At 40.6% G+C, this 25,391-nt stretch carries 24 protein-coding genes; 17 read left to right on the top strand and 7 right to left on the bottom strand.

Going from position 1 to position 25,391, the window contains the following annotated elements; all coding sequences use genetic code 11:
• Nucleotides 1–225 precede the first annotated feature (225 nt).
• Both HGJ98_RS14090 and HGJ98_RS14085 read left to right on the top strand, forming a co-directional pair.
• The gene (locus HGJ98_RS14090; RefSeq protein WP_291352046.1) at nt 226–1,335 is read left to right on the top strand and encodes a helix-turn-helix domain-containing protein; all 1,110 of its coding nucleotides are present in this window, start codon (nt 226–228) and stop codon (nt 1,333–1,335) included.
• 31 nt (nt 1,336–1,366) lie between these two features.
• The gene (locus HGJ98_RS14085; RefSeq protein ID WP_291352045.1) at nt 1,367–2,242 is read left to right on the top strand and encodes a CPBP family intramembrane glutamic endopeptidase; all 876 of its coding nucleotides are present in this window, start codon (nt 1,367–1,369) and stop codon (nt 2,240–2,242) included.
• Nucleotides 2,243–2,421: 179 nt separating this feature from the next.
• Here HGJ98_RS14085 and HGJ98_RS14080 read toward each other — a convergent pair whose 3' ends face one another.
• Entirely contained in the window at nt 2,422–3,699 is a 1,278-nt protein-coding gene (locus HGJ98_RS14080) for a helix-turn-helix domain-containing protein (RefSeq protein WP_291352044.1), read from the bottom strand.
• Between the two features lie 260 nt (nt 3,700–3,959).
• On the opposite strand from HGJ98_RS14080, the gene HGJ98_RS14075 reads away from it, so the two are divergent.
• From HGJ98_RS14075 to HGJ98_RS14055, 5 genes are all read left to right on the top strand, one after another.
• Nucleotides 3,960–4,763, top strand: a complete 804-nt coding sequence (locus HGJ98_RS14075) for a methyltetrahydrofolate cobalamin methyltransferase (protein ID WP_291352043.1) — start codon at nt 3,960–3,962, stop codon at nt 4,761–4,763.
• Between the two features lie 30 nt (nt 4,764–4,793).
• Nucleotides 4,794–5,426: a corrinoid protein gene (locus HGJ98_RS14070; protein WP_291352042.1), complete on the top strand. Its 633-nt coding sequence runs from the start codon at nt 4,794–4,796 to the stop codon at nt 5,424–5,426.
• A 30-nt stretch (nt 5,427–5,456) separates the two neighbouring features.
• Complete coding sequence (locus HGJ98_RS14065; protein WP_291352041.1) at nt 5,457–6,434, top strand: uroporphyrinogen decarboxylase family protein; 978 nt, start codon at nt 5,457–5,459, stop codon at nt 6,432–6,434.
• Nucleotides 6,435–6,561: 127 nt separating this feature from the next.
• A complete protein-coding gene (locus tag HGJ98_RS14060) occupies nt 6,562–7,128 on the top strand; it encodes a DUF2284 domain-containing protein (protein ID WP_291352059.1) in 567 nt (188 codons plus the stop codon).
• Nucleotides 7,129–7,189: 61 nt separating this feature from the next.
• A complete protein-coding gene (locus HGJ98_RS14055) occupies nt 7,190–9,091 on the top strand; it encodes an ASKHA domain-containing protein (protein WP_291352040.1) in 1,902 nt (633 codons plus the stop codon).
• A 165-nt stretch (nt 9,092–9,256) separates the two neighbouring features.
• Here the strand turns inward: HGJ98_RS14055 and HGJ98_RS14050 are convergent, their stop codons facing one another.
• Nucleotides 9,257–9,721: a CBS domain-containing protein gene (locus tag HGJ98_RS14050; RefSeq protein ID WP_291352039.1), complete on the bottom strand. Its 465-nt coding sequence runs from the start codon at nt 9,719–9,721 to the stop codon at nt 9,257–9,259.
• A gap of 409 nt (nt 9,722–10,130) precedes the next feature.
• Between HGJ98_RS14050 and HGJ98_RS14045 the strand changes: the two genes are divergently transcribed.
• The 5 genes from HGJ98_RS14045 (at nt 10,131) to HGJ98_RS14025 (ending at nt 14,600) form a co-directional block, all read left to right on the top strand.
• On the top strand, nt 10,131–11,045 hold the full coding sequence (locus HGJ98_RS14045) for a phosphate ABC transporter substrate-binding protein (RefSeq protein WP_291352038.1): 915 nt from the start codon (nt 10,131–10,133) through the stop codon (nt 11,043–11,045).
• A gap of 72 nt (nt 11,046–11,117) precedes the next feature.
• Nucleotides 11,118–11,990: a phosphate ABC transporter permease subunit PstC gene (gene pstC, locus HGJ98_RS14040; protein ID WP_291352037.1), complete on the top strand. Its 873-nt coding sequence runs from the start codon at nt 11,118–11,120 to the stop codon at nt 11,988–11,990.
• 27 nt (nt 11,991–12,017) lie between these two features.
• Nucleotides 12,018–12,851 carry a PstA family ABC transporter permease gene (locus HGJ98_RS14035; protein WP_291352036.1) on the top strand — a complete coding sequence of 278 codons (834 nt, stop codon included), beginning with the start codon at nt 12,018–12,020 and terminating at the stop codon, nt 12,849–12,851.
• Complete coding sequence (locus HGJ98_RS14030) at nt 12,848–13,597, top strand: phosphate ABC transporter ATP-binding protein (protein ID WP_291352035.1); 750 nt, start codon at nt 12,848–12,850, stop codon at nt 13,595–13,597. The genes HGJ98_RS14035 and HGJ98_RS14030 overlap by 4 nt, the downstream gene beginning before the upstream one ends.
• Nucleotides 13,598–13,655: 58 nt before the next feature.
• On the top strand, nt 13,656–14,600 hold the full coding sequence (locus tag HGJ98_RS14025) for an L-lactate dehydrogenase (protein ID WP_291352034.1): 945 nt from the start codon (nt 13,656–13,658) through the stop codon (nt 14,598–14,600).
• A 70-nt stretch (nt 14,601–14,670) separates the two neighbouring features.
• Here the strand turns inward: HGJ98_RS14025 and HGJ98_RS14020 are convergent, their stop codons facing one another.
• The 5 genes from HGJ98_RS14020 to HGJ98_RS14000 all read right to left on the bottom strand — a co-directional run bounded on the left by HGJ98_RS14020 (nt 14,671) and on the right by HGJ98_RS14000 (nt 21,924).
• Nucleotides 14,671–16,344 (bottom strand): Na/Pi cotransporter family protein, encoded by a 1,674-nt coding sequence (locus HGJ98_RS14020; RefSeq protein ID WP_291352033.1) that lies wholly within the window; start codon nt 16,342–16,344, stop codon nt 14,671–14,673.
• Between the two features lie 125 nt (nt 16,345–16,469).
• Nucleotides 16,470–16,577 (bottom strand): methionine/alanine import family NSS transporter small subunit, encoded by a 108-nt coding sequence (locus HGJ98_RS14015; protein WP_291352032.1) that lies wholly within the window; start codon nt 16,575–16,577, stop codon nt 16,470–16,472.
• Nucleotides 16,577–18,112 carry a sodium-dependent transporter gene (locus HGJ98_RS14010; protein WP_291352031.1) on the bottom strand — a complete coding sequence of 512 codons (1,536 nt, stop codon included), beginning with the start codon at nt 18,110–18,112 and terminating at the stop codon, nt 16,577–16,579. The genes HGJ98_RS14015 and HGJ98_RS14010 overlap by 1 nt, the downstream gene beginning before the upstream one ends.
• 214 nt (nt 18,113–18,326) lie before the next feature.
• On the bottom strand, nt 18,327–21,431 hold the full coding sequence (locus HGJ98_RS14005) for an efflux RND transporter permease subunit (protein WP_291352030.1): 3,105 nt from the start codon (nt 21,429–21,431) through the stop codon (nt 18,327–18,329).
• A gap of 4 nt (nt 21,432–21,435) precedes the next feature.
• Nucleotides 21,436–21,924 (bottom strand): MarR family winged helix-turn-helix transcriptional regulator, encoded by a 489-nt coding sequence (locus tag HGJ98_RS14000; RefSeq protein ID WP_291352029.1) that lies wholly within the window; start codon nt 21,922–21,924, stop codon nt 21,436–21,438.
• A gap of 282 nt (nt 21,925–22,206) precedes the next feature.
• On the opposite strand from HGJ98_RS14000, the gene HGJ98_RS13995 reads away from it, so the two are divergent.
• The 5 genes from HGJ98_RS13995 to HGJ98_RS13975 all read left to right on the top strand — a co-directional run bounded on the left by HGJ98_RS13995 (nt 22,207) and on the right by HGJ98_RS13975 (nt 24,951).
• The gene (locus tag HGJ98_RS13995) at nt 22,207–22,728 is read left to right on the top strand and encodes a glycosyltransferase (protein ID WP_291352028.1); all 522 of its coding nucleotides are present in this window, start codon (nt 22,207–22,209) and stop codon (nt 22,726–22,728) included.
• A gap of 1 nt (nt 22,729) precedes the next feature.
• The gene (locus HGJ98_RS13990; protein ID WP_291352027.1) at nt 22,730–23,464 is read left to right on the top strand and encodes a glycosyltransferase; all 735 of its coding nucleotides are present in this window, start codon (nt 22,730–22,732) and stop codon (nt 23,462–23,464) included.
• Nucleotides 23,465–23,581: 117 nt separating this feature from the next.
• Nucleotides 23,582–24,067, top strand: a complete 486-nt coding sequence (locus HGJ98_RS13985) for a MarR family transcriptional regulator (protein ID WP_291352026.1) — start codon at nt 23,582–23,584, stop codon at nt 24,065–24,067.
• 48 nt (nt 24,068–24,115) lie between these two features.
• Complete coding sequence (locus HGJ98_RS13980) at nt 24,116–24,454, top strand: hypothetical protein (RefSeq protein WP_291352025.1); 339 nt, start codon at nt 24,116–24,118, stop codon at nt 24,452–24,454.
• Between the two features lie 56 nt (nt 24,455–24,510).
• Complete coding sequence (locus HGJ98_RS13975; RefSeq protein ID WP_291352058.1) at nt 24,511–24,951, top strand: CoA-binding protein; 441 nt, start codon at nt 24,511–24,513, stop codon at nt 24,949–24,951.
• Nucleotides 24,952–25,391: the final 440 nt, after the last annotated feature.

Here is a 25,391-nt window from a genome sequence, read left to right as displayed (position 1 = left end):
CTGAAAAGAGAGGACCCCATTAATCCCTACGCTATTGAAGTGTAGGGCCTTTTTTCGTTAATCATTTTTCGCTATGTTCCGCCGTTTCCCTGTAATGGTCTAGTTTCGCATCATGCTCCACTTTCCTCAAGTATCGTATAGGTTGATTTTGTTCAGTCTATGTTAACTACTAATCCATTGTATTACTTCAGCTGCAGAGTAAAATAGAAGGTGAGGTGACGAATCATGAAAGAAATCAATATTGCCCAAGTCCTTGTCAATAGACGTAAGGAAAAGGGAATTACGCAAGATGAATTAGCAAGTTATATCGGAGTTTCCAAAGCATCGGTTTCCAAGTGGGAGACAGGGCAAAGTTATCCTGATGTGACCTTTCTTCCGCAGTTGGCCACGTACTTTAACATTAGTATTGATGAATTGATGGACTATAAACCACAAATGAAAAAAGAAGATATTCGTCAATTATACAGAAGGTTGTCAGCGGATTTTGCGTCAAAACCCGCCGACGAGGTGATGGAAGAATGCCATGAGATTATAAAGAAATATTACTCCTGCTTTCCTCTATTACTCCAAATAGGAAGCCTGATGATCAACCATGCGAGTCTGCTTAAGAATCAGCAAGAATCGACGGCTTTGCTTGAAGAGGCTAGGACTCTTTTCATTCGAGTCAAGGAAGAAAGCAACGATGTATCCCTGACAAAGCAGGCGTTGTATTTGGAGGCTTTGTCTCATCTTGCTCTTGGTGATCCTCATTCTGTGCTGGCACTGCTGGAAGGGAAAATTGAGCCTGCCCTGCCTCCCGAATCTTTATTGGTGTCTGCTTATCAAATGACGGGGCGTGTTGATGATGCAAAAGCAATTTTACAGGTAGGGATTTATCAGAATATCGTCGTCTTGTTCAATTTTTTTCCTGCTTATCTTGCCCTCTGCGCAGATACTCCTGGAAAATTTGATGAAATGCTGAGGCGTGCTCTTGTTATAGTGGAAGCTTTTGACATGAAGCGTCTGCACCCTGCCGTTACGGTGGGCCTCTATCTAACCGCGGCACAGGGATATGTTGCTCAGGGAAATCATGATAAAGCCCTGGAAATGCTCCAACAGTATACAACACTTATCACCAGCGACATCTATCCGATGCATTTGCATGGAGACGCTTTTTTTGACAGGTTGGATGGTTGGCTTGACGATCTGGATTTGGGGACGAATCTTCCCCGAGATGATAAGACAATCCGACAAAGCTTGGCGGATGCAGTGGTTCATAATCCGGCATTCTCAGCCTATGCGGAAGATAAGCGATTCCAAAGGATCGTTGAAAAGCTTCAGAACAACTGCATTTAAGTAATTAGGGAAGAGACAAGGGGGATTTAGCATGGAACAGGAAAAAAGAGCAACCAAGAAACGGTTGATTCTATTTGTTGTATTATCTCTTACCTTAGGATGGGTTGCTTTTCTGCTCATCCCGCTCCTAGGGCTGACCTATGGGCAAAATTTATCCTTAGCCATTTTAGCTGGGGCTATGTTTACACCGACAATAAGCAATCTATTGACCAGGCTCATCACCAAAGAAGGCTTTAAGAACATGTATCTGCGTCCGCACTTTAAAGGTCATATCAAAGCGTATCTGCTGATTTTCTTTGGCCCTACGATTTTATTATTTTTGAGTGGTGCATTCTATTTTTTGATTTTCCCCGGGACCTTCGACCCTGAACTGGCCGTATTAAAGAACGTGCTGGCTGCAAACGGTCCTGGAGGGATTACTGCGTCTGATCTGCTGCTTATCAACGTTTTACAGGTCATTTTTATTGGTCCGGTGGTCAACATTATTCCGACGTTGGGGGAAGAACTTGGCTGGAGAGGGTATCTTCTACCCAAATTGCGGGAGTTTTTTTCCGACAGAGGGGCCTTGGTGATTACCGGGGTTGTCTGGGGGGTATGGCATGCTCCGATTATTGCAATGGGACATAATTATGGAACAGAGTATATAGGCTATCCCTGGCTGGGTATCTTAGCCATGATTATTTTCTGCGTTGTAATAGGAATAGTGGAAGGCTATGCCACTATCAAGCTGCAAAGCGCTATTCCCGCAGCCATGATCCATTCCACGGTGAATGCCGGTGCAGCACTCCCTATGTATCTGGCAGTAAGCGGATATAATCCGATCCTTGGCCCGTCCATGACCGGTCTAGTAGGGGGAATTCCCTTAATTTTCGTGGCGATTGTGTTGTTTATCAAGGTGGGAAAGTAGATGATACTTGTACCGTATGCTTGTTAAGAAGCCTGTACTAGTCATAACGAATGATTTCAACTAATAATGGCCCGACAAACGTTTTTTTGTCGGGCCATTATTAGCTATCATTATTATGCATGGGACAAAGATATGATAGCTACCTACTAAAAGGAAAAAATCTTTGATATTGGTTGTACTTATAAGGGGGCAGTGGGAGTAATCGTTTGTATAGTATCAGGACTATGTAATTTTAAAAACTCCAGAATTTTATACGAAAGATATAGTTGAAATAAGACATCGCCGTTGTTTAAATCAACATTCAAAAGACTTTCTATTTTTTCAATCCGGTGAAACATGGTGTTGCGATGAATGTTTAAGATAGCAGCTGATTCCTTAATGTTTTTAAAATTCAAGAGATAAGTATAAAAACTACGTACATATTCCGTACCATTTTCTTTATCATATTCAATGAGCTTTATCAACGAACGATGAATTAAGTGTTTACATTTATCGGCAGAGGGATAACGATTTATTAAATCAAAAATAATATAATCATCATACTTAAAAAAATATTTCTCTTTATTTAAAATATTTCCAAGGTTGATTACCTCTATTGATTCAGAGAAGTATAACTTGGTATCAGCTAATTTTGAAAATGAGCGACTGATTCCTGCCTGAAGATTATTTGTTTTTAGAAATTCTTTTAAAGCCTTTAATTCAATCTCTAGAAAGTGGATTTCATTTTCACAACTAGCAAGTATTACGACAGTATGATTATAGATTAATGCTTTTGAGTTAACTAATTTTTTTTCAATTTCATCCCGCAAATAAGGAAGAGTCGAAATTGAACTATCCAGGTTTTGTATATTAAGACTTATGACAAACAGCTTGCTCTTGAACTTTAGGCTTAAGATTTTCATGCGTTCAGCGATTAATCGTTCGTCTTCAAACTTGCCATCGAGCAAGTCGTGTAGAAAGTGTTGATGTAGCAGTCCTTGTGAGAAATGAATATATTTAGTTTTTTGTAACTCGATGGAAATGACATCGCAAAGGAGAGAGACCAATGCCTCGTCGCTTTCTTTAAAATCACGGTTATGGGCGCAAACTACTATAACAGCAACATTTTTATTGTTAATTTGAATCTTTCCGATCAGTCTGGGGTATTTGCAATACGGATCTGACCAGTAAAAAGGTGTGTCATTGATTGCTATCTCGTTAAATAGACGATTCCTCACATAATAGGAATAGGTCTGAAAGATAAAGTTATTATTAACTTTCAGTTCATTCCAGACGGGATCGTCGGTTACCTTGGTTTTACCGGTTGAAGCAAGAAGCTTGACGCTTAAGTCAGTTATTGTAAAAGGGTTACCCAGTATTTCATACCCTAGATCGACAAGGGCTTGCAGACCTGATTCTTCACTGAGCACTTTAATTAACTTCAGGGAATAATTAGCTAGAAGAGAATTATATTCCATAAAAACCTCCTTATCTTTAGGAAGAGTGCACGATGTACATTTTATCTCTAATATTTTGTAAAGTTGAACAAAGGGATAATTTTAAAAAAACCGAATTTTATAATATATACAATCTAAACTGAAAAAAGAAAGGAATTAAATTAGTTGTATTTATTTTATCCCAAAAGACAATTTGTTTATATCTTAAAGATGAAAAAATATGATTAATTTACAGAAATCTAGTAAATGCAATTTAAAATCACAATGGAGGTTGGCGGATCTTGATAATTATTGGTGAAAAAATTAATGGTACAATTCCTTCCGTAGGCAAAGCAATCGCTGCAAAGGATGCGGACTTTATCCGGAATCTGGCTAAGGTTCAGGCAGAGGCAGGAGCTAATTTCATCGACGTGTGTGCATCAGTTGAAGACAGCCTTGAACTCGAAACCCTAAAGTGGCTTATTGACCTGGTACAGGAGGTAACAGATACCCCCATTGCAATAGACAGCCCTAATGTACGTATCTTTGCAGAAGCGATTAAGTATTGCAACAAGCCCGGTCTTATCAATTCGGTCTCTATGGAAGGCGACAAGGTTGAGGTCGTATTTCCATTGATAGCTGATACAAAATGGGAATGTGCCGCCCTCTTATGCGATGACACAGGAATTCCTCAGAATGCGGAAAAGAGTCTGGAAGTTTTTACGAGTCTTATGAAAAAAGCTAAAGAATATAACATTGATCCCTCCCGCTTACACATTGATCCCTTGGTGCAGATGCTTTGCACCTCGGAAGTCGGCATTAACAATGTAGTAGAAGTAATCAAGGAGATCAAAGCGCAGTATCCTACAATCCATATAACAGGGGGAGCAAGCAATATTTCTTATAATCTTCCTGCCAGAAAACTCGTTAACCAGGCCTTTATCGTCCTAGCGATGAACGCAGGGATGGATAGTGCAATTATCGACCCCTTAAACAGAGATATGATGGGCATGATCTATGCCACGGAGGCACTCTTAGGAGAGGACGAATATTGCATGGAATACATTGGAGCCTATAGAGAAGATAAATTTGGTGTAAAAAAATAATAATGATCAAATTATTAGGAGGAATTATAAATGTCAAAAATTGAAGAAGTAAAAGCTAAGGTAGAAACAGGCAAGGCTAAACTGGTTGCGGGTTTGGTCCAGGAAGCTCTAGATGAAGGAAACCAAGCTGGAGATATTCTTCAGGGTATGATTGAATCAATGGGCGTTGTCGGTGACAAATTTTCCACTGGAGAACTTTTCGTACCAGAAATGTTGATGGCGGCTAAAGCTATGTCCAAGGGTGTCGAAGTATTAAAACCTCTTCTCACAGGCGAGGCCACTTCGTCTTTGGGTACATGCGTGATTGGTACAGTTCAAGGGGATCTTCACGATATCGGTAAAAACCTCGTTTCCATGATGATCGAAAGTGTTGGATTTAGGATGGTCGACCTTGGCGTAGACGTTTCTGCAGAAAAGTTTGCGAATGCCATCAGAGAGAATGACAATGTAACGTTGGTTGCCTGTTCAGGTCTTCTTACGTCCACCATGCCGGCAATGAAGGAAACTGTTCAACAGCTTAAGGACAGCGGATTAACAGGGTTTAAGGTCATCGTTGGCGGTGCGCCTGTAACACAAGAGATGGCTGATGAAATTGGTGCTGATGGTTTTGCTCCCGATGCAGGAAGTGCTGCTGTAAAAGCTAAAGAACTGGTAAGTGCTTGAAACCAAGCATAAAAGAAGGAGGGCGTCGTTATGTTAACTAAGAGACAGAACTTAATGGAAACGATTAAAGGTGGAAATCCAGACCGCTTTGTCAATCAGTATGAATTTATGGATATAATCCTGGAGATGCCAATAAAGTTTATGACAGTACCAGGTTCGGAGTTGAAGACTGATTGGGGCATCACCTTCAGATGGCCGGAAGGTCAGCTTGGTCAGTTCCCTGTGCATGACGAAGAACACAAGGTATTAAAGGATATCACCGAATGGAGAAAATACGTTAAGGCACCATCGATTGAATCGTCAGACGAGGCTTGGGCTGCAGCTGTAGCACATGCCAATTCTATCGACCGCAACGACAAATTTGTCACAGCGTTTGTTGCACCGGGTATCTTTGAAATGACACATCACCTTATGAGTATGGAAGATGCCTTAATGGCACTTTATGAAGAACCTGAAGCCATGCATGAGCTTATCGATTACCTTACAGAATATGAGTTAGCCTTGGCCAAAGTATTGATTGATCGCCTCCATCCCGATGCATTATTTCATCATGACGACTGGGGCAGCCAAAAATCGTCCTTCATATCACCTGCCATGTTTGAAGAGTTCTTTTTACCGGCTTACAAGAAAATTTATGCCTTCTATAAAGCTAACGGTGTTGAATTGATTGTGCATCACAGTGATTCCTACGCGGTTAACTTGGTTCCCTTTATGATCGAAATGGGAATCGATATATGGCAGGGGGTCATGACAACCAACAATACCCCTGAGCTTATCAAAAAATACGGCAAACAAATCAGCTTCATGGGAGACATCGATAGTGGTACGGTTGATTTCCCGACTTGGACACCTGAAATCGCTGCCAGGGAAGTTGAGAGAGCTTGCAAAAATTGCGGAAAGTTATACTTTATTCCTTGTTTAACTCAGGGTTTAGGTTTTAGTTCCTTCCCAGGTGTATACGATTCGGTAAGTGAAGCCATCGATAAAATGAGCAAAGAAATGTTCTAAATGTATTACTGAAGCCAATCAAGATAGTTTTTTCTGGTAGTATCTAAAAAGCCTCCGAAGTCCGACTTCGGGGGTCTTTTTCCTATTAGGTTTTTGAGCAATGCTTTAGTTGAGAGGAGTTAAAATAATGAACTCAAACATTAATAATTTGATATCTTTCGTAAACTCTCTAGGTGTTAACCAAGTTGCAATCATTTCAGTAGAAGATATTCAATTTAATGACGATTTTAGGATGTATTGCGAGCAAAATTCGTGTGGCACTCACAATAAAAACTGGATGTGTCCCCCTGCGGTAGGTTCAATTGATGAGTTAAAGGAAAAGGCGTTGAAATTTACACAAGGGCTACTATTCCAAACCGTGTATCACTTGGAAGATTCCTATGATTTTGAAGGTATGCAAGAAGGCACCGAAGCTCATACTAAACTATTAAGGAATATATTGGATAATATAAAAAGCAGGGGTATTTTCAAAGAATTCCTGCCGCTAAATGTTGGTCCTTGTACTTACTGTGGTCGTTGTTCTTTCCTTGATGGTGAGGAGTGCCGATTCCCTGAAGAAGCAGTTTCTTCCGTTGAGGCTTATGGAATAGATGTCATGGCATTGGAGAAGAGTTGTGGGATGTCTTATAATAACGGCAAAAATACGGTTTCGTGCGTAAGTCTTATTTTATTTAACCCCTATCAAGTTGAGTGATGATCCGTTTAATAGCTTTAACCGGAATACCTGGCAAGAATCATGTAGGAGGATTCACGAAATGACTCAAGCAAAGCACAGTTCTACCATAACGGAAATGGTTAATGTTACCTTTCAGAAATCTATAGGCACAGGGGGAGAATGTGTTGGAACAGTCCCTGCAGGCAGCACCCTTCTCCAGGCAGCGATTGCTGCCGGTGTTCATCTTCAAAGTGCATGCGGAGGTAAGGGGACCTGTGGTAAATGCCGTGTGATCCTGTCCCCAGAGGATCGTACCGGACCTTTGCCAGAGGAAAAGAAATTCTTAAGTGACGAGCTAAGTGCCAATGGGGTAGTTCTAGCCTGTAAACGAGTTGTCGAATCCGATATGGATGTTTTTCTGATTGAGCAAAAGGATGTCTTTGATCGCAAAACCCAACTTGGGCAGGAAAATAAAGTATATGAACTTGCTCCTCTCGTCCGTAAGCACTTTGTATGTATCAGTGTTCCAAGCACTTCGGATCAGCGTTCGGATTGGGAGCGCTTGGTAGCTGCACTTCCAAAATCAGAAACTCCTCTGCGTTTTAACCGCAGGATCGCCGCAAAATTACCCAGGATTTTGCGTGAGGCCTCTTTCCAAGTCACAGTGGTTACAGCAGGGGATGAATTATTAGCGGTTGAACCAGGAGATACCAGTGCGGGGTCCTATGGTTTGGCAATTGATATCGGGACAACCACCGTTGTTGTCTATTTAATTAATTTAGTTGAAGGAAGAATTGTGGCGCGTGGAGCTCTGACGAATCCCCAGCAAGGGGCTGGAGCCGACGTCTTGTCCCGCATCGCTTTTGCAGCTGATCACCCTGCGGGTTTAAGCCAGTTGCAAACCCAAGTTGTTGGGGGCTTAAATCAGATTATATCTGATCTATGTCAAGAAGAAAGAATCAAACCCGAGGAGATTTATCAGGCTGTTGTTGTAGGCAATACCACGATGAGCCATTTGTTTCTTGGCATAGATCCGACTTATTTGGCACCGGCACCGTTTATTCCGGGCTTCCGTCAATCTGTTACTGTTAAGGCTTCTGAACTGGGGCTTAGAATTCTTAGCGATGGGGCGGTAACCGTCTTGCCCATTGTGGCAGGTTATGTGGGGGCTGATACCGTTGGCGTCATGCTTTCAGGCCAAGCTGATCAGTTGGAAGGGATTCACCTTTTGGTTGATATTGGAACCAATGGCGAGATTGTTTTGGTTGGGAAGGGTAGAATTCTAAGCTGTTCGACTGCAGCCGGCCCGGCTTTTGAGGGGGCGGGGATAAAACACGGTATGCGAGCGGCTGATGGGGCAATCGAGCGAGTCAAGATAACAGAGGATCTCGAACTGGGTATTATTGGAAGAGAAAATGAAAAAGTCCGCGGAATATGCGGCTCAGGTCTGATCGATGCGGTTTCTGAAATGCACAGAGCCGGGATCATCGATTCCGGAGGACGTATGATTTCCTCGGAAGATGATCTGGAGAAGCTTCCGTCGGCACTTCGGGAAAGAGTGCTCTATGAGAACGGTAGCCGGGAGTTTGTTTTGGTTTGGAAGGAAGAATCCGCTGCAGGAGAAAATATTACAATAACCCAAAAGGATATTCGCGGACTACAACTTGCCAAAGGTGCTGTCTTGGCAGGGGTTCGAATTCTCCTAAGCCATCTTAGTTTAAAAACTGAGGACCTAGACATGATTCATTTAGCCGGTGCTTTTGGTAACTATATTTCTAAGGAAAGTGCCTTAGGGATCGGACTTTTGCCCCAGGTATCTCTGGATAAAATCCAGTCCATAGGCAATGCCGCAGGAAATGGCGCTCAAATGGCACTGCTATCCACCGACGCAATGGAAAGGGCAAACAGATTGGCGCGGGATACGGAGCATATTGAACTTTCTACGGAAAAGATCTTCCAGGATGAATTTCTGGAATCTCTTGCTTTAGAGCAAAGTTATTAAGATAATACTCTCGAGTTCTAGGGCAACAATCAAATTACGAACCATCGAAGCCTGTACTGGTCATAACGAATGATTTCAAATAATAATGGCCCGACAAACGTTCTTTTGTCGGGCCATTATTAGCTATGATTACTATCCTAGGTACAAAGATATGATAGCTACCTGCTAAAAGGCAAAAATCTCTTCGGAGCTAGGATTTTTGATATGGGCTGATGTGAAGTAGCGGGGGGGATTAATGATGGATAAACAATACTTGATAATTTCGCTGCGGCGGACAATACCAATAAATATTCCATTATCGTCTACAACAGAGACGAAGTTTTGTTCTGCGGCATAGGCAAAGAGATCTTCCATTTGAGCATCAACGGGAACCGGGTAATGGAAGGTGTGCCTTTCTATTTCCGCCAGGGAGATTTTTTGGGTATCCATAAATGTTAGACCAGGTGTGTTTTTCATTTTCCAAAGCAGATCCCCTTCGGTCAAAACACCTACATATTTACCTTCATTATCGATAATAGGGACAGAAGTATAGCGATGGAATTTCATCCGTTCCATGGCCTGTCGCATAGTAGAATTGATGTTTAAATAAATGACATCTTTTTTTGGTAAGAGGAAAAAAGCGATGTTCATTTGTTAAACCTCCAATCTGCGTATTTACTAACTCGTAGGAAGTATTGTAAATAGACATTAACCTAACGTTTTTTGAGAGTAGTAGTGTAACTATATAGTGAAGCTTGCTGCGATTCGTCATAGACATACTTGTAAAGATATTCACAAGTCAAGATTAACATTTTCAACGGTATAAGTCCATAGTGTATTAGCATGATAGCAATTAAAATTTCATATAAAGACAGTGCTCTCGGATCCTTAGTCGAACGACAGGTATATAATTTTGTGATTCATTACGTTATGCATTACATAACTAAAATATTAGGTAATTACATCATTAAAAAGTTATATTGTACATCTTTGAGATTAGGTCATATAATCTCCCTTAGATGAATTATATGGTTATGTAGTTAGAATAAGGGGGAGAGAAATGAATAAAAAGGTTTTAACAGCACTATTTATGGTCGTAGCGTTGGCTTTTGTCTTAGTGGGATGTTCCGGACAAACGGGACGTTCGAAACCTGCTGAAGAACCAAAGGCTGAATTCAAATCAGAAATAAAGTTTTATGGTTCTACAACCTTAGCTCCTGTCATATCGCAATTATCGACTAACTTTAATGAGCACTACGGGACCTGGGATAAAGTTGATAGTAAACTTGATAAAAAGGATATCGCAATCTATGTATCCGGAGCTGGCTCCAGTGCAGGTGTTAGGTCAATCATTGATGGTGTTAGTGATTTTGGTATGGCTTCTAGAAAGGTATCCGAGGAAGAGAAAGGCAAAATTGAAGGGTATCAGGAGTTCAAACTTGGTATGGATGCCTTAACTATTTCTGTGAATCCTAAGAACAAGCTTACAAAACTAAAAGACTCACTGACAACTGAAGAGATAAAGAAGATATTTTCTGGAGAATTTAAAACTTGGAATGATGTGGATTCCTCTTTATCAAAAACAGAAATCGTGGTTGTCACTCGGGATATTGGGGGTGGAGCTCATGAAGTTTTCCAAAAAGCGATTATGGGAGATGTTAAGGTTCGTGCCGATGTGATTCAAGCACCTTCTATGGGAGCGTTGGTAACAAAAATAATCGAGAATGAAAATGCTATAGGCTATGCTTCCTATGGTATGGTCAATCAGAATAAAGGGAAACTTGCACCCTTTAAAGTTGATGGGATAGAGTCAACCTCAGAAAATATCTTAAACGGTAGCTACAAAGTTTCCCGCCCCTTGATTGTACTTAAAAAGGGAGATTTGTTGCCTCAAGAAAAAGCATTCATGGACTATGTTGTTTCAGACGAAGGGATGGACATAATCGAAACGTTAGGCTTTGTCCCTAATAGATAGACCTAATAACGACAATAAAAAAATTCAGGGGCTACTCGCCTCTGAATTCTGTCGTTTTAGATGGGGTGTTATATGGATCAGACGTTTGAAAAGCTATTTATCATAGTATGTACAATCTTTACGGTGATCTCCATAGGCTTGCTCTTTCTAGTGATTGTATTTATATCGAAGGAAAGCATGCAGATTTTTCAAGAAGTAAGTTTCTTAGACTTTATAAGTGGACTTACCTGGAACCCATTAGCCAATGAGCCAGCGGTAGGAATTCTGCCTATGATTTTAGCTACCTTTTATGTCTCAATAGTAGCAGTTTTAATCTCTCTACCCATAGGAATTGGCTGTGCCCTAGAGTTAGCTGCCCTTGAAAATGAGAGGCTAAAGGGCATCTTTACCTCAATTTTAGGAGTGTTAGCGGGAATACCTTCCGTTATTTATGGCTTTATTGGTCTTTTGGTTGTGGTTAAATTTTTTGAGACAACCTTCATGTTTGCCACTGGTGAATCCATCCTTAGCGGTGGGATTGTCCTGGCAGTGATGGTTTTACCATACATAGTTTCATCCGCCACAGAAACAATGGAAAAATCCTATAAGAAGTATAAAGAAACGTCACAAGCCTTGGGTGTTTCTAAGAGTTATATGTTAAGAGCTCTCATTTTGCCGAACGCCAAAGGTGCAATTTTAACTTCCATGATTTTGGCCTTTTCCAGGGCCATGGGTGAAACCATGGCGGTGATGATGGTCATCGGAAATTCACCGATTCTTCCGAAACTTTTAGGGAAAGGTGAGACTATTCCTGCGCTCATCGCTTTGGAAATTGGAACTGCCGGTCTCGGGAGTTTACATTACCATGGGCTTTTTACCGCGGGTTTTGTACTAATGATGTTCTTGATTTTCCTGAACGCTCTTTTCTATCTAATCAAGAAGAACTTGACAGAACATCTCGAATGAAGGTAGAGAGGAGCAGAGGTAGAGAATATGAAGAGGATCGATTTTTCACTGAGGTGTTGGACTGTCTTAAGCACGGTTTTCTCAATTGGCCTATTATTCTTTTTATTGGGTTTCGTTTTCATAAAAGCTCAAGGAGTTATAAGCCTTAATTTCCTTCTAGCTAAACCTGCGGGTTTTCCCGTGGGTTCAGCAGGAGGCATCTGGCCAGCAGTTATAGGCAGTCTACTGGTTACTTTGATTGCCAGTTTCTTTGCCACGGTCCTTGCCTTTTTTACAGCAGTCTATAGTGTTTTTTACTGTCGCCACGAAAGAATTAAGCTAGTTATAAACCTCATTGTTCAATGTATTGCTGGTATTCCTTCCATTGTATTGGGACTTTTCGGTTATGCTTTTTTAGTTATTAAGCTAAAGCTTGGGTTATCGATTCTGGCCTCTGGCCTAACTCTAGCGATTATGATTTTCCCCTTTATTCAAATTAGGCTCCAAAAGCTATTTCTAGAGACCAATAAACAGCTTTTGGAAGCGTCAGCTTCTTTAGGAATTAATCAATCCTATACCATCATTAACTTGCTTATGCCGATGTATAGTAAACAGATCCTTTCAATCATCACCCTGGCCTCAGGTTTTGCCATGGGAGCTGCTGCTCCTGTTATGCTCACAGGATGCATGATGAATGCTCCTGTGCCAAAATCCATAGCTTCTCCTTTTATGTCCTTGCCCTATCACCTTTATGTTTTAATAGGGCAAGGAATCTCTTTAGAAAACGCATATGGTACCGCTTTTGTTTTAATGATTTTAGTTTTACTCCTTAATTTATTAGCAGCAGTACCAACTTTACTGGGAATGAGGGGAAAGCGATGAAACATCATCTAATACTTAAGGATTTAAGTGTCGCTATTGGGACTATGGAAGTACTAAAAAAGATTAATTTAACTATTTCTGAATATAAAATTACAGCAATTATCGGGCCATCCGGTTGTGGTAAAACTACCTTGCTTAGGACGATAAATAGACTCATTGAGGAAGAGAAGCAAGTAAGAGTTTCTGGTGAAGTGCTTTTCGAGGGGGAAAGCATTTATCAAAAACCCTTAGTAAAATTAAGAAAGGACATTGGCCTGGTTTTTCAACAACCTACACCCTTTCCCATGTCTATTTATAATAATCTAGCCTATGCTCTGAAATATCATGGCGTTAGAGATAAGGTAAGTTTAGAAAAGACTATTGAAGCTAAGTTAAGATTGTGTGGACTTTATGAGGAAGTAGCGGATCATTTAACAATGTCCGCTCTAAAGCTTTCAGGTGGACAACAACAGAGACTCTGTATTGCACGCTCCTTATGTGTGGAACCTAAGGTTTTATTAATGGATGAGCCTTGTTCGTCCCTTGATATCCATAATACGAAAATAATTGAGGATCTGATCGTTAATCTTTCTCGGGATTATACCATCGTTATTGTTACTCATAACTTACAGCAAGCCAAAAGAATTGCAGATTGTACTGCCTTTTTTCTAGGAGGAAAGCTCATGGAAATGAGTAATACAGAGGCGTTTTTCAAAAACCCCCAAGCAGAAGAAACAAAACAATATCTGCAAGGGCTATTTGGATAGGGTTTCCGCATAAGTAGTTTTTCCTTTGGTATCCTAAGGGATAAAGGAAGGTGTTTTTATGAGCATTCATGACAGCAAAGTTGTCATAATCGGAAGTGGATTCGTGGGGACTAGTATCGCATATGCGACGTTGATTCGAGGATTATGCACGGAACTAGTTATGGTGGATATCCATCGGGAAAAAGCGGAAGGCGAGGTTATGGATTTAAGTCATGGATTGCCCTTTGTTCCTCCGGTTGCAATTCGAGCAGGGGGATATGAGGAATGTGCAGGTGCCGAGATTATTGTGATTTCGGCAGGCGCTAATCAAGAACCGGGTCAATCAAGGTTGGACCTCGTTCAAAAGAATTCAAAAATATTACTGTCGATCCTGCAGGAAATTGAACAATACGAAAAAAATGCTATCCTCATTATAGTGACTAATCCTGTCGATGTCTTAACAACACTGGCCAGTCAGCATAGTCAGATTCCGCCTGAACGGGTGATCGGGTCCGGTACGATCCTTGATACGGCGCGCTTTCGCTATATTCTAAGTCAACGATATGGAATTAGTGCGAGTAGTATACATGCCTACGTAATCGGAGAGCATGGGGATTCGGGAGTGCCTCTATTTAGTTCAGCTAGTATTGCCGGAAGTCCCTTAATTCACTGTGAAAATGCTATTGGCACTAATAATCAGTCTTGGAAGGAAGAAATTACCTCCGAAGTACGCAAGGCAGCCTATGAGATTATAAACCGTAAGGGAGCTACTTATTACGGTATCGGGTTAAGCTGTACTTATATCCTTCAATCGATTTTACGGGACGAACAAAAAGTCCTTACGGTATCCAGTTATCTAAATGACCAATATGGGAGTTTGGGTACCGCGATTAGCGTGCCTTGCGTCTTGGGGAAAAGGGGGATTAAAAGCCGACTCCAAGTAAGCATGGATCCATTAGAGAGGGAACTGTTTATACGATCGTCGGAAAAGTTAAAGGAATCTCTGCAAATCGTGAGTTCATAACAAGGGTTAACAAAAAGGGTTGAATTTCAGAAATATGCACTGAAATTCAACCCTATGGTGAGTAATAGTATTAATTTTGCCTGTGTAAAAGAGTGTATTTTGCAATATTTACAGAGTGATCGCCAATACGTTCAAGATTACTAATGATGTTAAGGAAGGTGGCACTGTAGCTTCCGTGACAAGTCCCTTGACTGAGGCGTTCAATATGCCCCAAACGCAAATAGACTTCTAAATCGTCAATAAGATCATCATATTTAAGGACTTTTTCAGATAGAGCAATATCATCTGTTTTTAAGGCTTCTAAGGACATCGTATAGATCTCTTGAACTCTCTCAAACATATTCATAAGTTCATTATTGGCTTGCTCTGAGAATTTAAATTTAGATTCGTTAGCATAATCAGTAAGTTCCACGAGATTAGTGGCGTGGTCTCCTATTCGTTCTATGTCACCAATTACTTGAAGAATACGATAACTCTGATCCGTTTGTTCAGATGTGAGAACTTTCCCGTATGATACTTTTAGGACATAGTCCGTAATCTCGTTTTCAAGTTGATCGATTGCATCTTCAAATTGAACCGTTAACTGTTTATTTTGCTGGTTACGATGATAAAAGTAGAGTTTTGAATTTTCATAGGCATCACTAGCCATTTTACCCATCCGCAAGGTCTCGCGACTTGCATTGGCTAGGGCCACAGAAGGATTCCCTAAAAAGCGAGGTTCTAAATATTTAGGTTTTGCTTCAATTACAACGTCTTGTTCCCCGGGAACTAGTTTAGTGACAATACTCGCAAGAAGTGCAATGAAAGGCAATTGAATAAAAGTATTTAAAAGATTGAAGACACCATGAGTTTGAGCTATCTGAAGTTTTATTCCCAGCGTATCCCAAGTTCCCTCAAAACCAGGAATCAGGATATAAATATAGTTAGTTAATAAAATAACAAGTTTGGGAAAAATTCCTACCAGGAAGAGAGGTAAAAAGATAGCTGTACCAATTAGATTAAAGATTAGATGAGTGGTGGCTGCTCTTTTGGCCGCGACGGAAGCTCCAATTCCAGCAAGGATTGCTGTAATGGTTGTCCCAATGTTATCGCCAAATAAAATGGGTACTGCTTGAGAGTAAGAAATGACACCTTGATTTGCAAGCTCCTGTAAGACACCAATGGTGGCGCTACTACTCTGAACAATAACTGTGAAGATTGTTCCGATAAGGACCCCAAGGAGAGGGTTATTTTCAACATCGCCCATCAAACCAATAAAGAAGGGGGAACTTCGAAGGGGTTTTAACCCATCCCCCATGACATCCATTCCATAAAAGAGAAGACCAAATCCTAGAAGTACTTGTCCAACATAGTTTATTCGTTTTGTTTTGAAGAAGAAGAGAAAGAAAACTCCCATTGCAATAATAGGTAATGCATAGGATTCAAGTTTGAAACCAATGATGTAAGCCGTAAGGGTCGTTCCGATATTAGCTCCCATAATAATTCCAATAGATTGTCTGAGTGTCAACAATCCTGCGTTAACGAGTCCAATCGCTAGGACAGTAGTACCACTACTGCTTTGGATCAATGCTGTGACAATTGTGCCCGTTAAAACACCACGAAGTGGGGTTTTGGTCCCTTTTTCGAGGATAACCCTTAACCTATCTCCGGCTACGGCTTGTAACCCTTCTGACATTGATTTAATGCCAAATAGGAAAAGTCCCAGCCCCCCAAAAAAACTGAATAATACCGTGGTTAAATCCATCTCCTCCAGCCTTTCCTCTTTATATCAGGATTCCCTTTTATAATGCAATTTTCTTATCCTTTGAAAGATTATCATGTTCGCATATACAAAGTCAATTACACTTTGTGGTACTTCCTGGGACTTTATCAGCCATTTTGTTTGTTAGATTTTACAGCATGCCAAATGCTTGCTGCAAGTCCGCCCCATATGACGATGATACCGATAAACATCATTACTATGGCAGTACTACTCATTAGTCATCCGCTCCTTCGCCTTGAGAGTATGTTTTTATATCCAAATCCTTCTCTGCCCACTTAAGAGATGCTAAGACAAAACCAATCAGAATCGTAGCAATTACTACTCCCCAACCTGAATAAAGAAGAAATGTCGTGGGATAACCTTCATAATTATTTCTGATGTTATTCACGAGATTTTGTATAAACATATAGCCTAATACTGCCGGAGTAACAACACCTAAGCAAATCTTCCACCATAAACCCGTACGTAAATCCGAAATTTGATTGGCATGATCTTGTAATGGTGATAACTTCTTTAAAAACCAAGCGACTGTTACGACGGATACCAGTCCGGCCAATGCAACACCAAAGTTATTAATAAAGTAGTCTATTGCATCTAAGAAGAATAATCCTCCTTGCGTTGCATACAAAATTGAAATCATTGCGGAAAGACCACCACCAAGCATGACCGCCTTTGTACGTGACACTTTGAATTTATCTTCTACCGCGGCAACAAACGTCTCAATAATTGAAATTAAGGAGGATAGGCCTGCAAAAACTAACGAACCAAAGAATAAAACTCCAAAAAGTCCATTTAAACCTGGAAACGAGTTTAAGATCTCTGGAAAGACGACAAACGCTAGGCCAATACCGGCCGTGGCTACCTCTTCGATAGGAACATTTGCTTGTGTAGCCATAAATCCCAAAGCGGCAAACACACCAAAGCCTGCTAAAAGCTCAACACTTGAATTACTAAAGGCTGCGATGAATGCATTGTTGTTAATGTCTGATTTTCTTGGCAAATAACTAGAGTAAGTGATCATAATTGCAAATGCAATGGATAGGCTGAAGAAAATTTGACCATAGGCAGCGATCCAAACCTCTGAAGAGGTAATTTTGCTCCAATCTGGTTTGAATAATGCTTCGAGACCAAGAACAGCTCCCTCTAAGGTAAGTGCACGAATAACAATCATCAAAAACATAATCAGTAAGGTTGGAATAAAAATACGATTGGCTTTTTCTATCCCTTTTTTAACACCTTTAAACAGTATTCCTAAAGCAATAACCCATACGAGCACCAAAGGAATAAAAACTCCTGGAACAATCGATCCTACCGAACCAATGGCCCCGCCATTAACAATATCGACACGCTGTAAGTATTCTGCCATTAAGAATCCACCCGTATCGTTTCCCCATTGTAAACCTATTGAGAAATAGGTGTAGGCCAATGCCCAAGCAATAATAACTGAATAGTAGGTAGAGATTACAAAGGCTATGCCTACTTGCCACCAACCAATCCACTCTGTTCTCCGATGCATGCGTGCGTAAGACAATGGCGCAGAACCCCGATATTTATGACCCATGGTGAATTCCATGATAAGAAGTGGAATTCCGGCGGTTAAAAGTGCAAATAAGTAGGGAATGAAAAATGCGCCTCCGCCGTTATCATAGGCCACATACGGAAAACGCCAAATATTTCCTAGACCAACTGCGGATCCAACGGCTGCTAAAAGGAACCCAGCCCTTGTTCCCCATTGCTCACGATTTTCCATTTTTCTTCAACATCCTCTCTTTTTGAATACCGATAATAAGCGAATACATACAATAAGTTCTCCCTCAGCTTTATGTTCTATTCAAAATCATCACTTCTTTCAACAAATTATAGATACGTCGCATCATTTGACAGGAAATACTGCAGGATCAAGTATGCCACAAGTGAAGAGTGAAAGCAAAAGGCACATCTCTCACAAGAGATGTGCCTTTCTCCTACTTTGCTGTAATCATTTCAGCTTCTACCTCTTTTAATGTGTGCATGACGAGTTTTATTCTTTTTCGAATTCCTTTAAGGCTCTCTAAGAGGCTATAAACAACAGGCACGACGATGAGCGTTAGAACTGTTGAGGACAATAATCCACCAATAACGGCGATTGCCATGGGAGCTTGGATTTCGGTTCCTTCCCCTAACCCTACTGCTAAAGGCAAGAGACCTAACATCGTGGTCAATGCTGTCATAAGAATCGGCCGGAGTCTGGTCGTTCCTGCTTTAATAAGAGCAGCACGTACAGGCAAGTTTTCTTTGATGAGTTTATTCGCATAATCAATAAACACAATTGCATTATTGACGACAATTCCCACAAGAATAATAATCCCCATAAACGCTGTGATACCAAAGGTTTGCCCTGTTAAGAGCAACGCTCCGGTGACCCCAATCATTGCAAGTGGTAAGGTAACTAAGATAATCAACGGATGAATTAGGGATCCAAACTGGCTTGCCATAATCATATAAACGAACACGACTGAAAGGATCATAGCTAGGGTTAGACTACCAAACGCATCGTTCATCATTTCGGTTCCGCCAACCATTTTTATCGGATACATAGTTTCGTTAATACTTAAGTCCTGAATCATAGTATCGATTTCGGTTTGAATCTTACCACTAATGGTTCCCATATCCGTATTTTCGAAATTAGCATAAATCGTTGTAGCATCTTGCTGATTATCCCTAGAGATCGTCATGGGGCTTTGACCTTCAACCACCGCTCCAAGGTCTTTAAGGGCGATCTTTGTCCCTAAAGGACTAGTGATTTTTAGATTTTCAATTGCTTGTTTCGAGTTATTAAGACCCTCGACTTTTACACGAACATCCTTTTCAACGCCGCTATTGCTTAACTTTGTGGCAACTTGGCCTTGAATTGATTGGTTAACAAACGTCGCGATTTGATGCGTGGTTAAACCGTTTTTTAGAGCCTTTTCTTTATCAACGATAAACTGATACTCTTTTTTGCCAACTTCCATACTATCAGAGATCGCCGTGACTTCTTTAATAGTCTTGAGACGGGTACTTAATTCCGCAACATATTCCTTCACTTGAGCAGCATTAGGGCCTGTCACCAAAATTTCTGCGGCAGAAGTTTGTCCACTCATGGCTGCCATTGAGTTACTAAGATTAAAGTCTAAGTGTACTTCTTTTGAAATAGTACTACTGAGTTTATCCTTTAGGTCATTCATGACTTTATCAGTCGGTTTTGTCCTTGAGTCGCTATCAATGAGGGTAATATTCAAGGAAGCTGTTTCATTTCCCCCGGAGTTCATCGAAGGATTAGCGTTACCCACTACAGCTGTAACAATTTCCACATCTGTAACATTCATAGTAATCGTTTCGATTTCCTCGACGACTTTCAAGGTACTGGAAAGGTTTGATCCTTGTGGAAGGCTTACATCAATCTTAAATATTCCTTCATCCTGGGCTGGAATGAATTCTGTACCGATTCTCGGGATCAAGAAAACGGATCCTATAAGAAGCGCCAGGGAAAGAACCACGGTAACTAGACGATGGTCTAATGCCCAAGTAATGACATTTTTGTAGATTTTATTTTCCTTAGTTTGTTTTACGTTTTTTACCTTTATGAGCATTCCAGCCAAAGAGGGAATGACGGTTAAGGCCACAGCAAGAGAGGCAAGCAAGGAGAACGTTACTGTTAAGGCTAATTCTTTAAACAAATCCCCGACTAATCCCCCAATAAAGACAATGGGAAGGAACACGGCAACTGTCGTGAGAGTCGATGAGGTTATTGCTCCAGCAACTTCAACGGTACCATCAATGGCTGCGGTAATTCTGGTCTTATTTAAGGAGATATGACGATAGATATTCTCGATAACGACAATAGCATTATCGACGAGCATGCCTACTCCTAAGGCCAAGCCCCCAAGGGACATGATATTAAGGGTGAGCCCAGAGAAATACATCATTGCAAAGGTGGCAATCACGGAAAAAGGGATTCCAATGGCTATGATAATGGTTGAACCGACTGATCGCAAAAAGAGTAGGATCATGATAATGGCAAATGCCCCGCCAAAGAGTAAGGAAGAAGAGACATTTCCGATGGACTGTCCGATAATTTCTCCTTGGTCAGCAGATACTGTGAATTCCATTGCCTTATAATCTTGCTTAAAGCTGTCGATGACCACTCCAACTTCCTTGGTCACCTCAACGGTATTGGCGGTTCCTTCTTTTTGGATACTGATCATTAGACTTTCTTTACCATTGGTGTGAGCTATGGAATTAATATCTTTCTTCACCATTTCGACTTTAGCGACATCTGCTAAGGTCACGACGTTTACAGCATTCCCTTCAGGGATCATACTGATCGGTAACTGTCGCAGGGTATCGATGGAGTCCTCTTTACCGATGACTCGTAGATTTAACTCTTTATTGTCCTGGGTTAGAACTCCACCAGGATAGGTTAAGTTATTTGCCTGAATCAGTTGGGTTATTTTTTCTTGGGTAAGATTCGTTTGGTTTAATTTATCCTGGTTTAAGTGGATCAAAACCTCTTCGTTGAAGCCTCCAGCAACTGTGACGCTGGCAACCCCTTCAATAGTTTGCAGCTGAGGTAATAATTCATGATTAACAATCGTCTGAATCTCCTCTAGGCTTTGGCCGGAAGCAACGGCAAGCTGCATTACTGGAAGCATGGTCGGATCGAATTTGACGATCATAGGTTGTCCGATATCCTTGTGAAGGTTCAATTGATTGAGCTTCGAGGTAATATCCTCTCTCGCTTCGGATACATCCATTCCCCAGTCATATTGTAAGATAACTAATGATGTATTGGCGCGACTGCTTGACTGGAGTGATTTTAGACCTGGTGTGGTACTGACTGTTTCTTCCACTGGTTTTGTAACCATTTCTTTGACCTCTTCAGGACCCGCTCCAGGGTAATTAGTAATGACTGCTAGGACAGGAGGGTTAATATTTGGCATTAAGTCTAGTTTAAGATTTGAAACCGAAACAACTCCAAGAATAACGACAAGTAACATCATCATAATGGTTGTAATTGGATTACGAACTGAAAACTTCGGTAGATTCATGTGCTTATTCCCCCTCCTTACTGAGTACAATTTTGGCAAGTTTTTCGGTAACGACGACCAAGGCTTTCATTTCTTCGGGTTCAAGCTGGGAAAAATATTGTTTGAAGATTTGCTTGCGTTGGGACTCCGATTGAAGAAACACTTGGCGGCCCATATCAGATAACCGAATATTGACCGTTCGGCGATCTTTCGTGTCCCGTTCTCTAAGGATCAAATCATGTTTCGATAAGCGATCCATCATAGCCGTAATAGCCGCAGGATTCACCCTATGCTCTTTAGCAAGCTCTGAAACTGTACAACTTCCTCGTTGAGAAAGAATTCTCAAAACAAAGAATTGATCATTGGTTAGGCCCTTGTCTAAGTAGTCTGACATCTCAGGGGATAACTTACTTATGGCAAGATAACATGCCTCTTCCAGACGAGTAATGTAATGATCGATAACGTTCTCTTCAATTTTTGCTTCTATTGGTTGTAAATTTGCTTTTTCCGTCATCGAATCACCTCATAAAATTTTTTATCCTTAAACTATTTAACATAGTTAAATATAAAGTACTTTAACTAAAATTTCATTGGTAAGTAATTCAATGATTAGTAAATTTGTCCGCAATAATATGAACCCACAGGGTTGTATTTTTTAATACTACCCTGTGAGTTACATGAGAGATGATAGTTAGTGGATAGTGGAATATGACTAATTGTTAACGAAATTCACAAAACTATATAGTGAGATAGATTTAAGGAACTACTATCAAATTTCTCTAAAGGAGCACTAAGCATGAAAGTAGTATTTTTAACCTTAGGCAGCAGAGGAGATGTTCAGCCATACGTTGCCCTTGCTAAGGAACTTGTAAAAAATGGGCATGAAGCCTTAGTATGTACTGGCGCAAGTTTTAGAGGATTTATATTAGAAAATGACGTGGGCTTTCATGAGGCAACAGCAGACTTGATGGCTATCCTGGAGAGCGAGGAAGGAAGAAAGGTTTTTAATGGTGGACAATATAATATTCTTAAGATGTTAAACTATGCGAAAGAGGTTATCACACCTGCCTACAGAAGAAGTATGGATGATTTTTTAGATGCCTCAAAAGGGTCAGACCTTATCATTTACCACCCTAAAGCACTCGGGGCAGTGGATATTGCCGCATATTTGAACATTCCTTGTATTTGCATGCCTCCGATTCCAATTGTTTACCCAATTCCTGACTTCCCCAGCATTGTCGTATCTAGTAAGAGAAATTTTGGACCATTTCTAAATAAACTTTCATATAAAGCGACTTCCCTTGGGGAAGCGTCTTAATATGAAAGAAATTAACGATTTTAGAAAGAAGTCACTACAGCTATTAAAGAGAAAATCAGGAGAGTTTGCGTTTAAGGTGAACGGTAAGAGTATTCCAATCGTATATCCTATTAGTCCGTTTCTTTTTAAAGAAGTTGAAAGCTGGAGGGATAAGGTTTTTCTTCCTGGATTCTTCTTCTTGGATTTAGGTGAAGTCGAACTTAATGACGAGTTGGAGAAGTTTTTGATAAGTGGTGAGAAACCTATTGTTGTGTCCTTTAGTAGCATGCCTCTAAAAAATCCAACGTTATTTAAAGATAAGGTTATTAAAGCTTTAAAAGAAACTGGAAACAGGGCTGTTGTATTAACCGGAACAAGTGGAATGGCTTTTGAAAATGAAGAGAAGATTTTTACTGTGAATCAAGCACCTCACCGACTTATATTTAGAAAGGCTAAAGCTATCATTCATCATGGTGGAGTTGGCACTACGTCTGAAGCACTTCTTAGCGGGGCACCTCAGTTAATTATGCCATTTACAGTAGACCAACCGTTTTGGGCACAGAGACTTTATTCAAAAGGGTATACCATAAGTCCTTTGAAGGAAAAGAATCTTGAAACATCTAATTTGGTAGAATCACTTAAAGAAATGGAAAATGATCAATATATAAGGAAGGCTGAAGAAATCAAAAACATTATTGAATCTGAAAAAGGGCTTGAAAAGGCAGTAAAGTATATTGAAAGAGTGGTTTTAAAGTGATTTAAGCAAACTGATGGAACTTCTGAATATATTTTATATTGACGGTTTAATTAATAGGTAATATAATACCTAAAAAAGGTACTGTATTACCTATTTTTCGGAGGGAGTAAATCCATGATGGAGATACGTACGTGGCAACCTGAGATGAATGAATGTTTCGCACTTATTTTCTTGTTAGAAAGAAGGCTTGAAGCCACTTTTGACCGGATTCTTGCAGCGGAAAACCTTACTGCAAAGCAGTGGCTTGTGCTTGCTGCGGTTGAAGGTATTCTACAGGGCAAACCATCGATCCAAGAGGTGGCTCGACAGTTATCTACATCTCATCAAAATATAAAGGCTATTGCCCTAAACCTAGAAAAACGCGGGTTCCTGCTGCTAGAAAAGGATCCAAAAGACAAAAGGGTTACCCGGCTTTCTGTAACGGCTCAAAGTCAATCCCTTTGGCAAGCTAGAGTAGACGTTGACAAAGCAAATCTGGAAGAGTTGTTCCAACATTTATCGGGAGAGGAAGTACTGAACCTTAAGGAATCCATGTATAAATTAATGCGGGGAGCAGACGAAATGGCGGTGAGAATTGATTTAGTAAAGGTTGGTGAAAAATAGTTTCCTTAGTAAGCTAGATACAAAAGATTTCAATGGGGGGAGATTATCATGAAGTATTTCTTTGCAGTAGTTATGGTATTGCACGGACTAATTCACCTGATGGGTGGGGTTAACGAGTTGGGACTCTCCAAGATAGAGGGTCTTTCCGCCCAAACCCTGGTACCAATTTCGGAATTCATAAAACCTTTACTAGGAGTCCTATGGCTCTTGGCGGTGGTCGTGTTTTTGGTAGCCGCGGTAGGTTTGGTTACCGGTCAACCGTGGTGGAAAGCAGTGGCTGCAGGAGCGGCAATCCTATCGCAAATCCTAGTCATTATTTGGTGGCCGGCAGCCAAAGTAGGAACAGTTGCCAACGCCCTTGTGATCATCGCACTCTTTTTGCTTTAAAGAAGATGTTAGTTTTTCACTCGCGAACATATGAAGGAGGAATTGTTTTGGTTACAATGGCAGGAATCACAAAGTTCCTGGAACAAAAAAAGTTAGCTGTTGTTGGTGTGTCTAGGTCCGAAAAGAAGTTTTCAAATAAGTTATACAAAGTTCTAAAGTCCAAAGGTTACCAGTTGTCTGCTGTTAACCCTTATACCGACCGCATTGACGGGGAAGCTTGCTTTGCTAACATTCAGTCTTTACCGCAGCAAGTGAATGGAGTTGTGATTGTAGTTCCGCCAAATCAGACGGAACAAGTAGTTAAAGATGCATTTGCTGCAGGAATTAATCATATCTGGTTGCAGCAAGGCGCTGAATCCAAGGGCGCAATTGATTTCTGCAAGAAGAACGGAATTAATGTGATCTATAACCACTGTATATTAATGTTTGCTGAGCCGTCATTGCCACATAAATGTCATCGTTATGTGTGGAAGGCCTTAGGGAAATTACCTAAATAGTATTGAACTTACTTAATAAGCGCATCAACAAAGCATTTTATTGACTCCGAATAATTCAAAATTAGTTGTTGACAAACCCAAGTAGAAAATGCTAATATAAGCATCCGGCCAAGAAGCAGGCTAAGAAGACAAGAATCGAACAAGTTTTAAATTAGCTGTTGACAACGTGAGTTGGAAATGCTAATATATAACTCCGGCCTAAACAGCCATAGAGTCACGAAGTAAGAGGTAAAGCTCTTGGAAAAATTAGCTATTGACAACGCAAGTTGAAAATGCTAAAATATGATTCCGGCCCCAAACGGGGCAAGAAAAAATGATGGTCTTTGGTCTTTGAAAACTAAACAACAAGGACAGCCAATGAGAGAGACTCGAAAGAGTTTCAAAATAAATCATGAGTCAATCATCTTCTTCTAGAAGAAGTGAAATAACTTTTTTTGGAG

Origin of the sequence: Desulfosporosinus sp. (assembly GCF_014237355.1) — a bacterium.
Lineage (GTDB): Bacteria > Bacillota > Desulfitobacteriia > Desulfitobacteriales > Desulfitobacteriaceae > Desulfosporosinus.
This window is presented reverse-complemented; position numbering and strand designations above follow the sequence as displayed.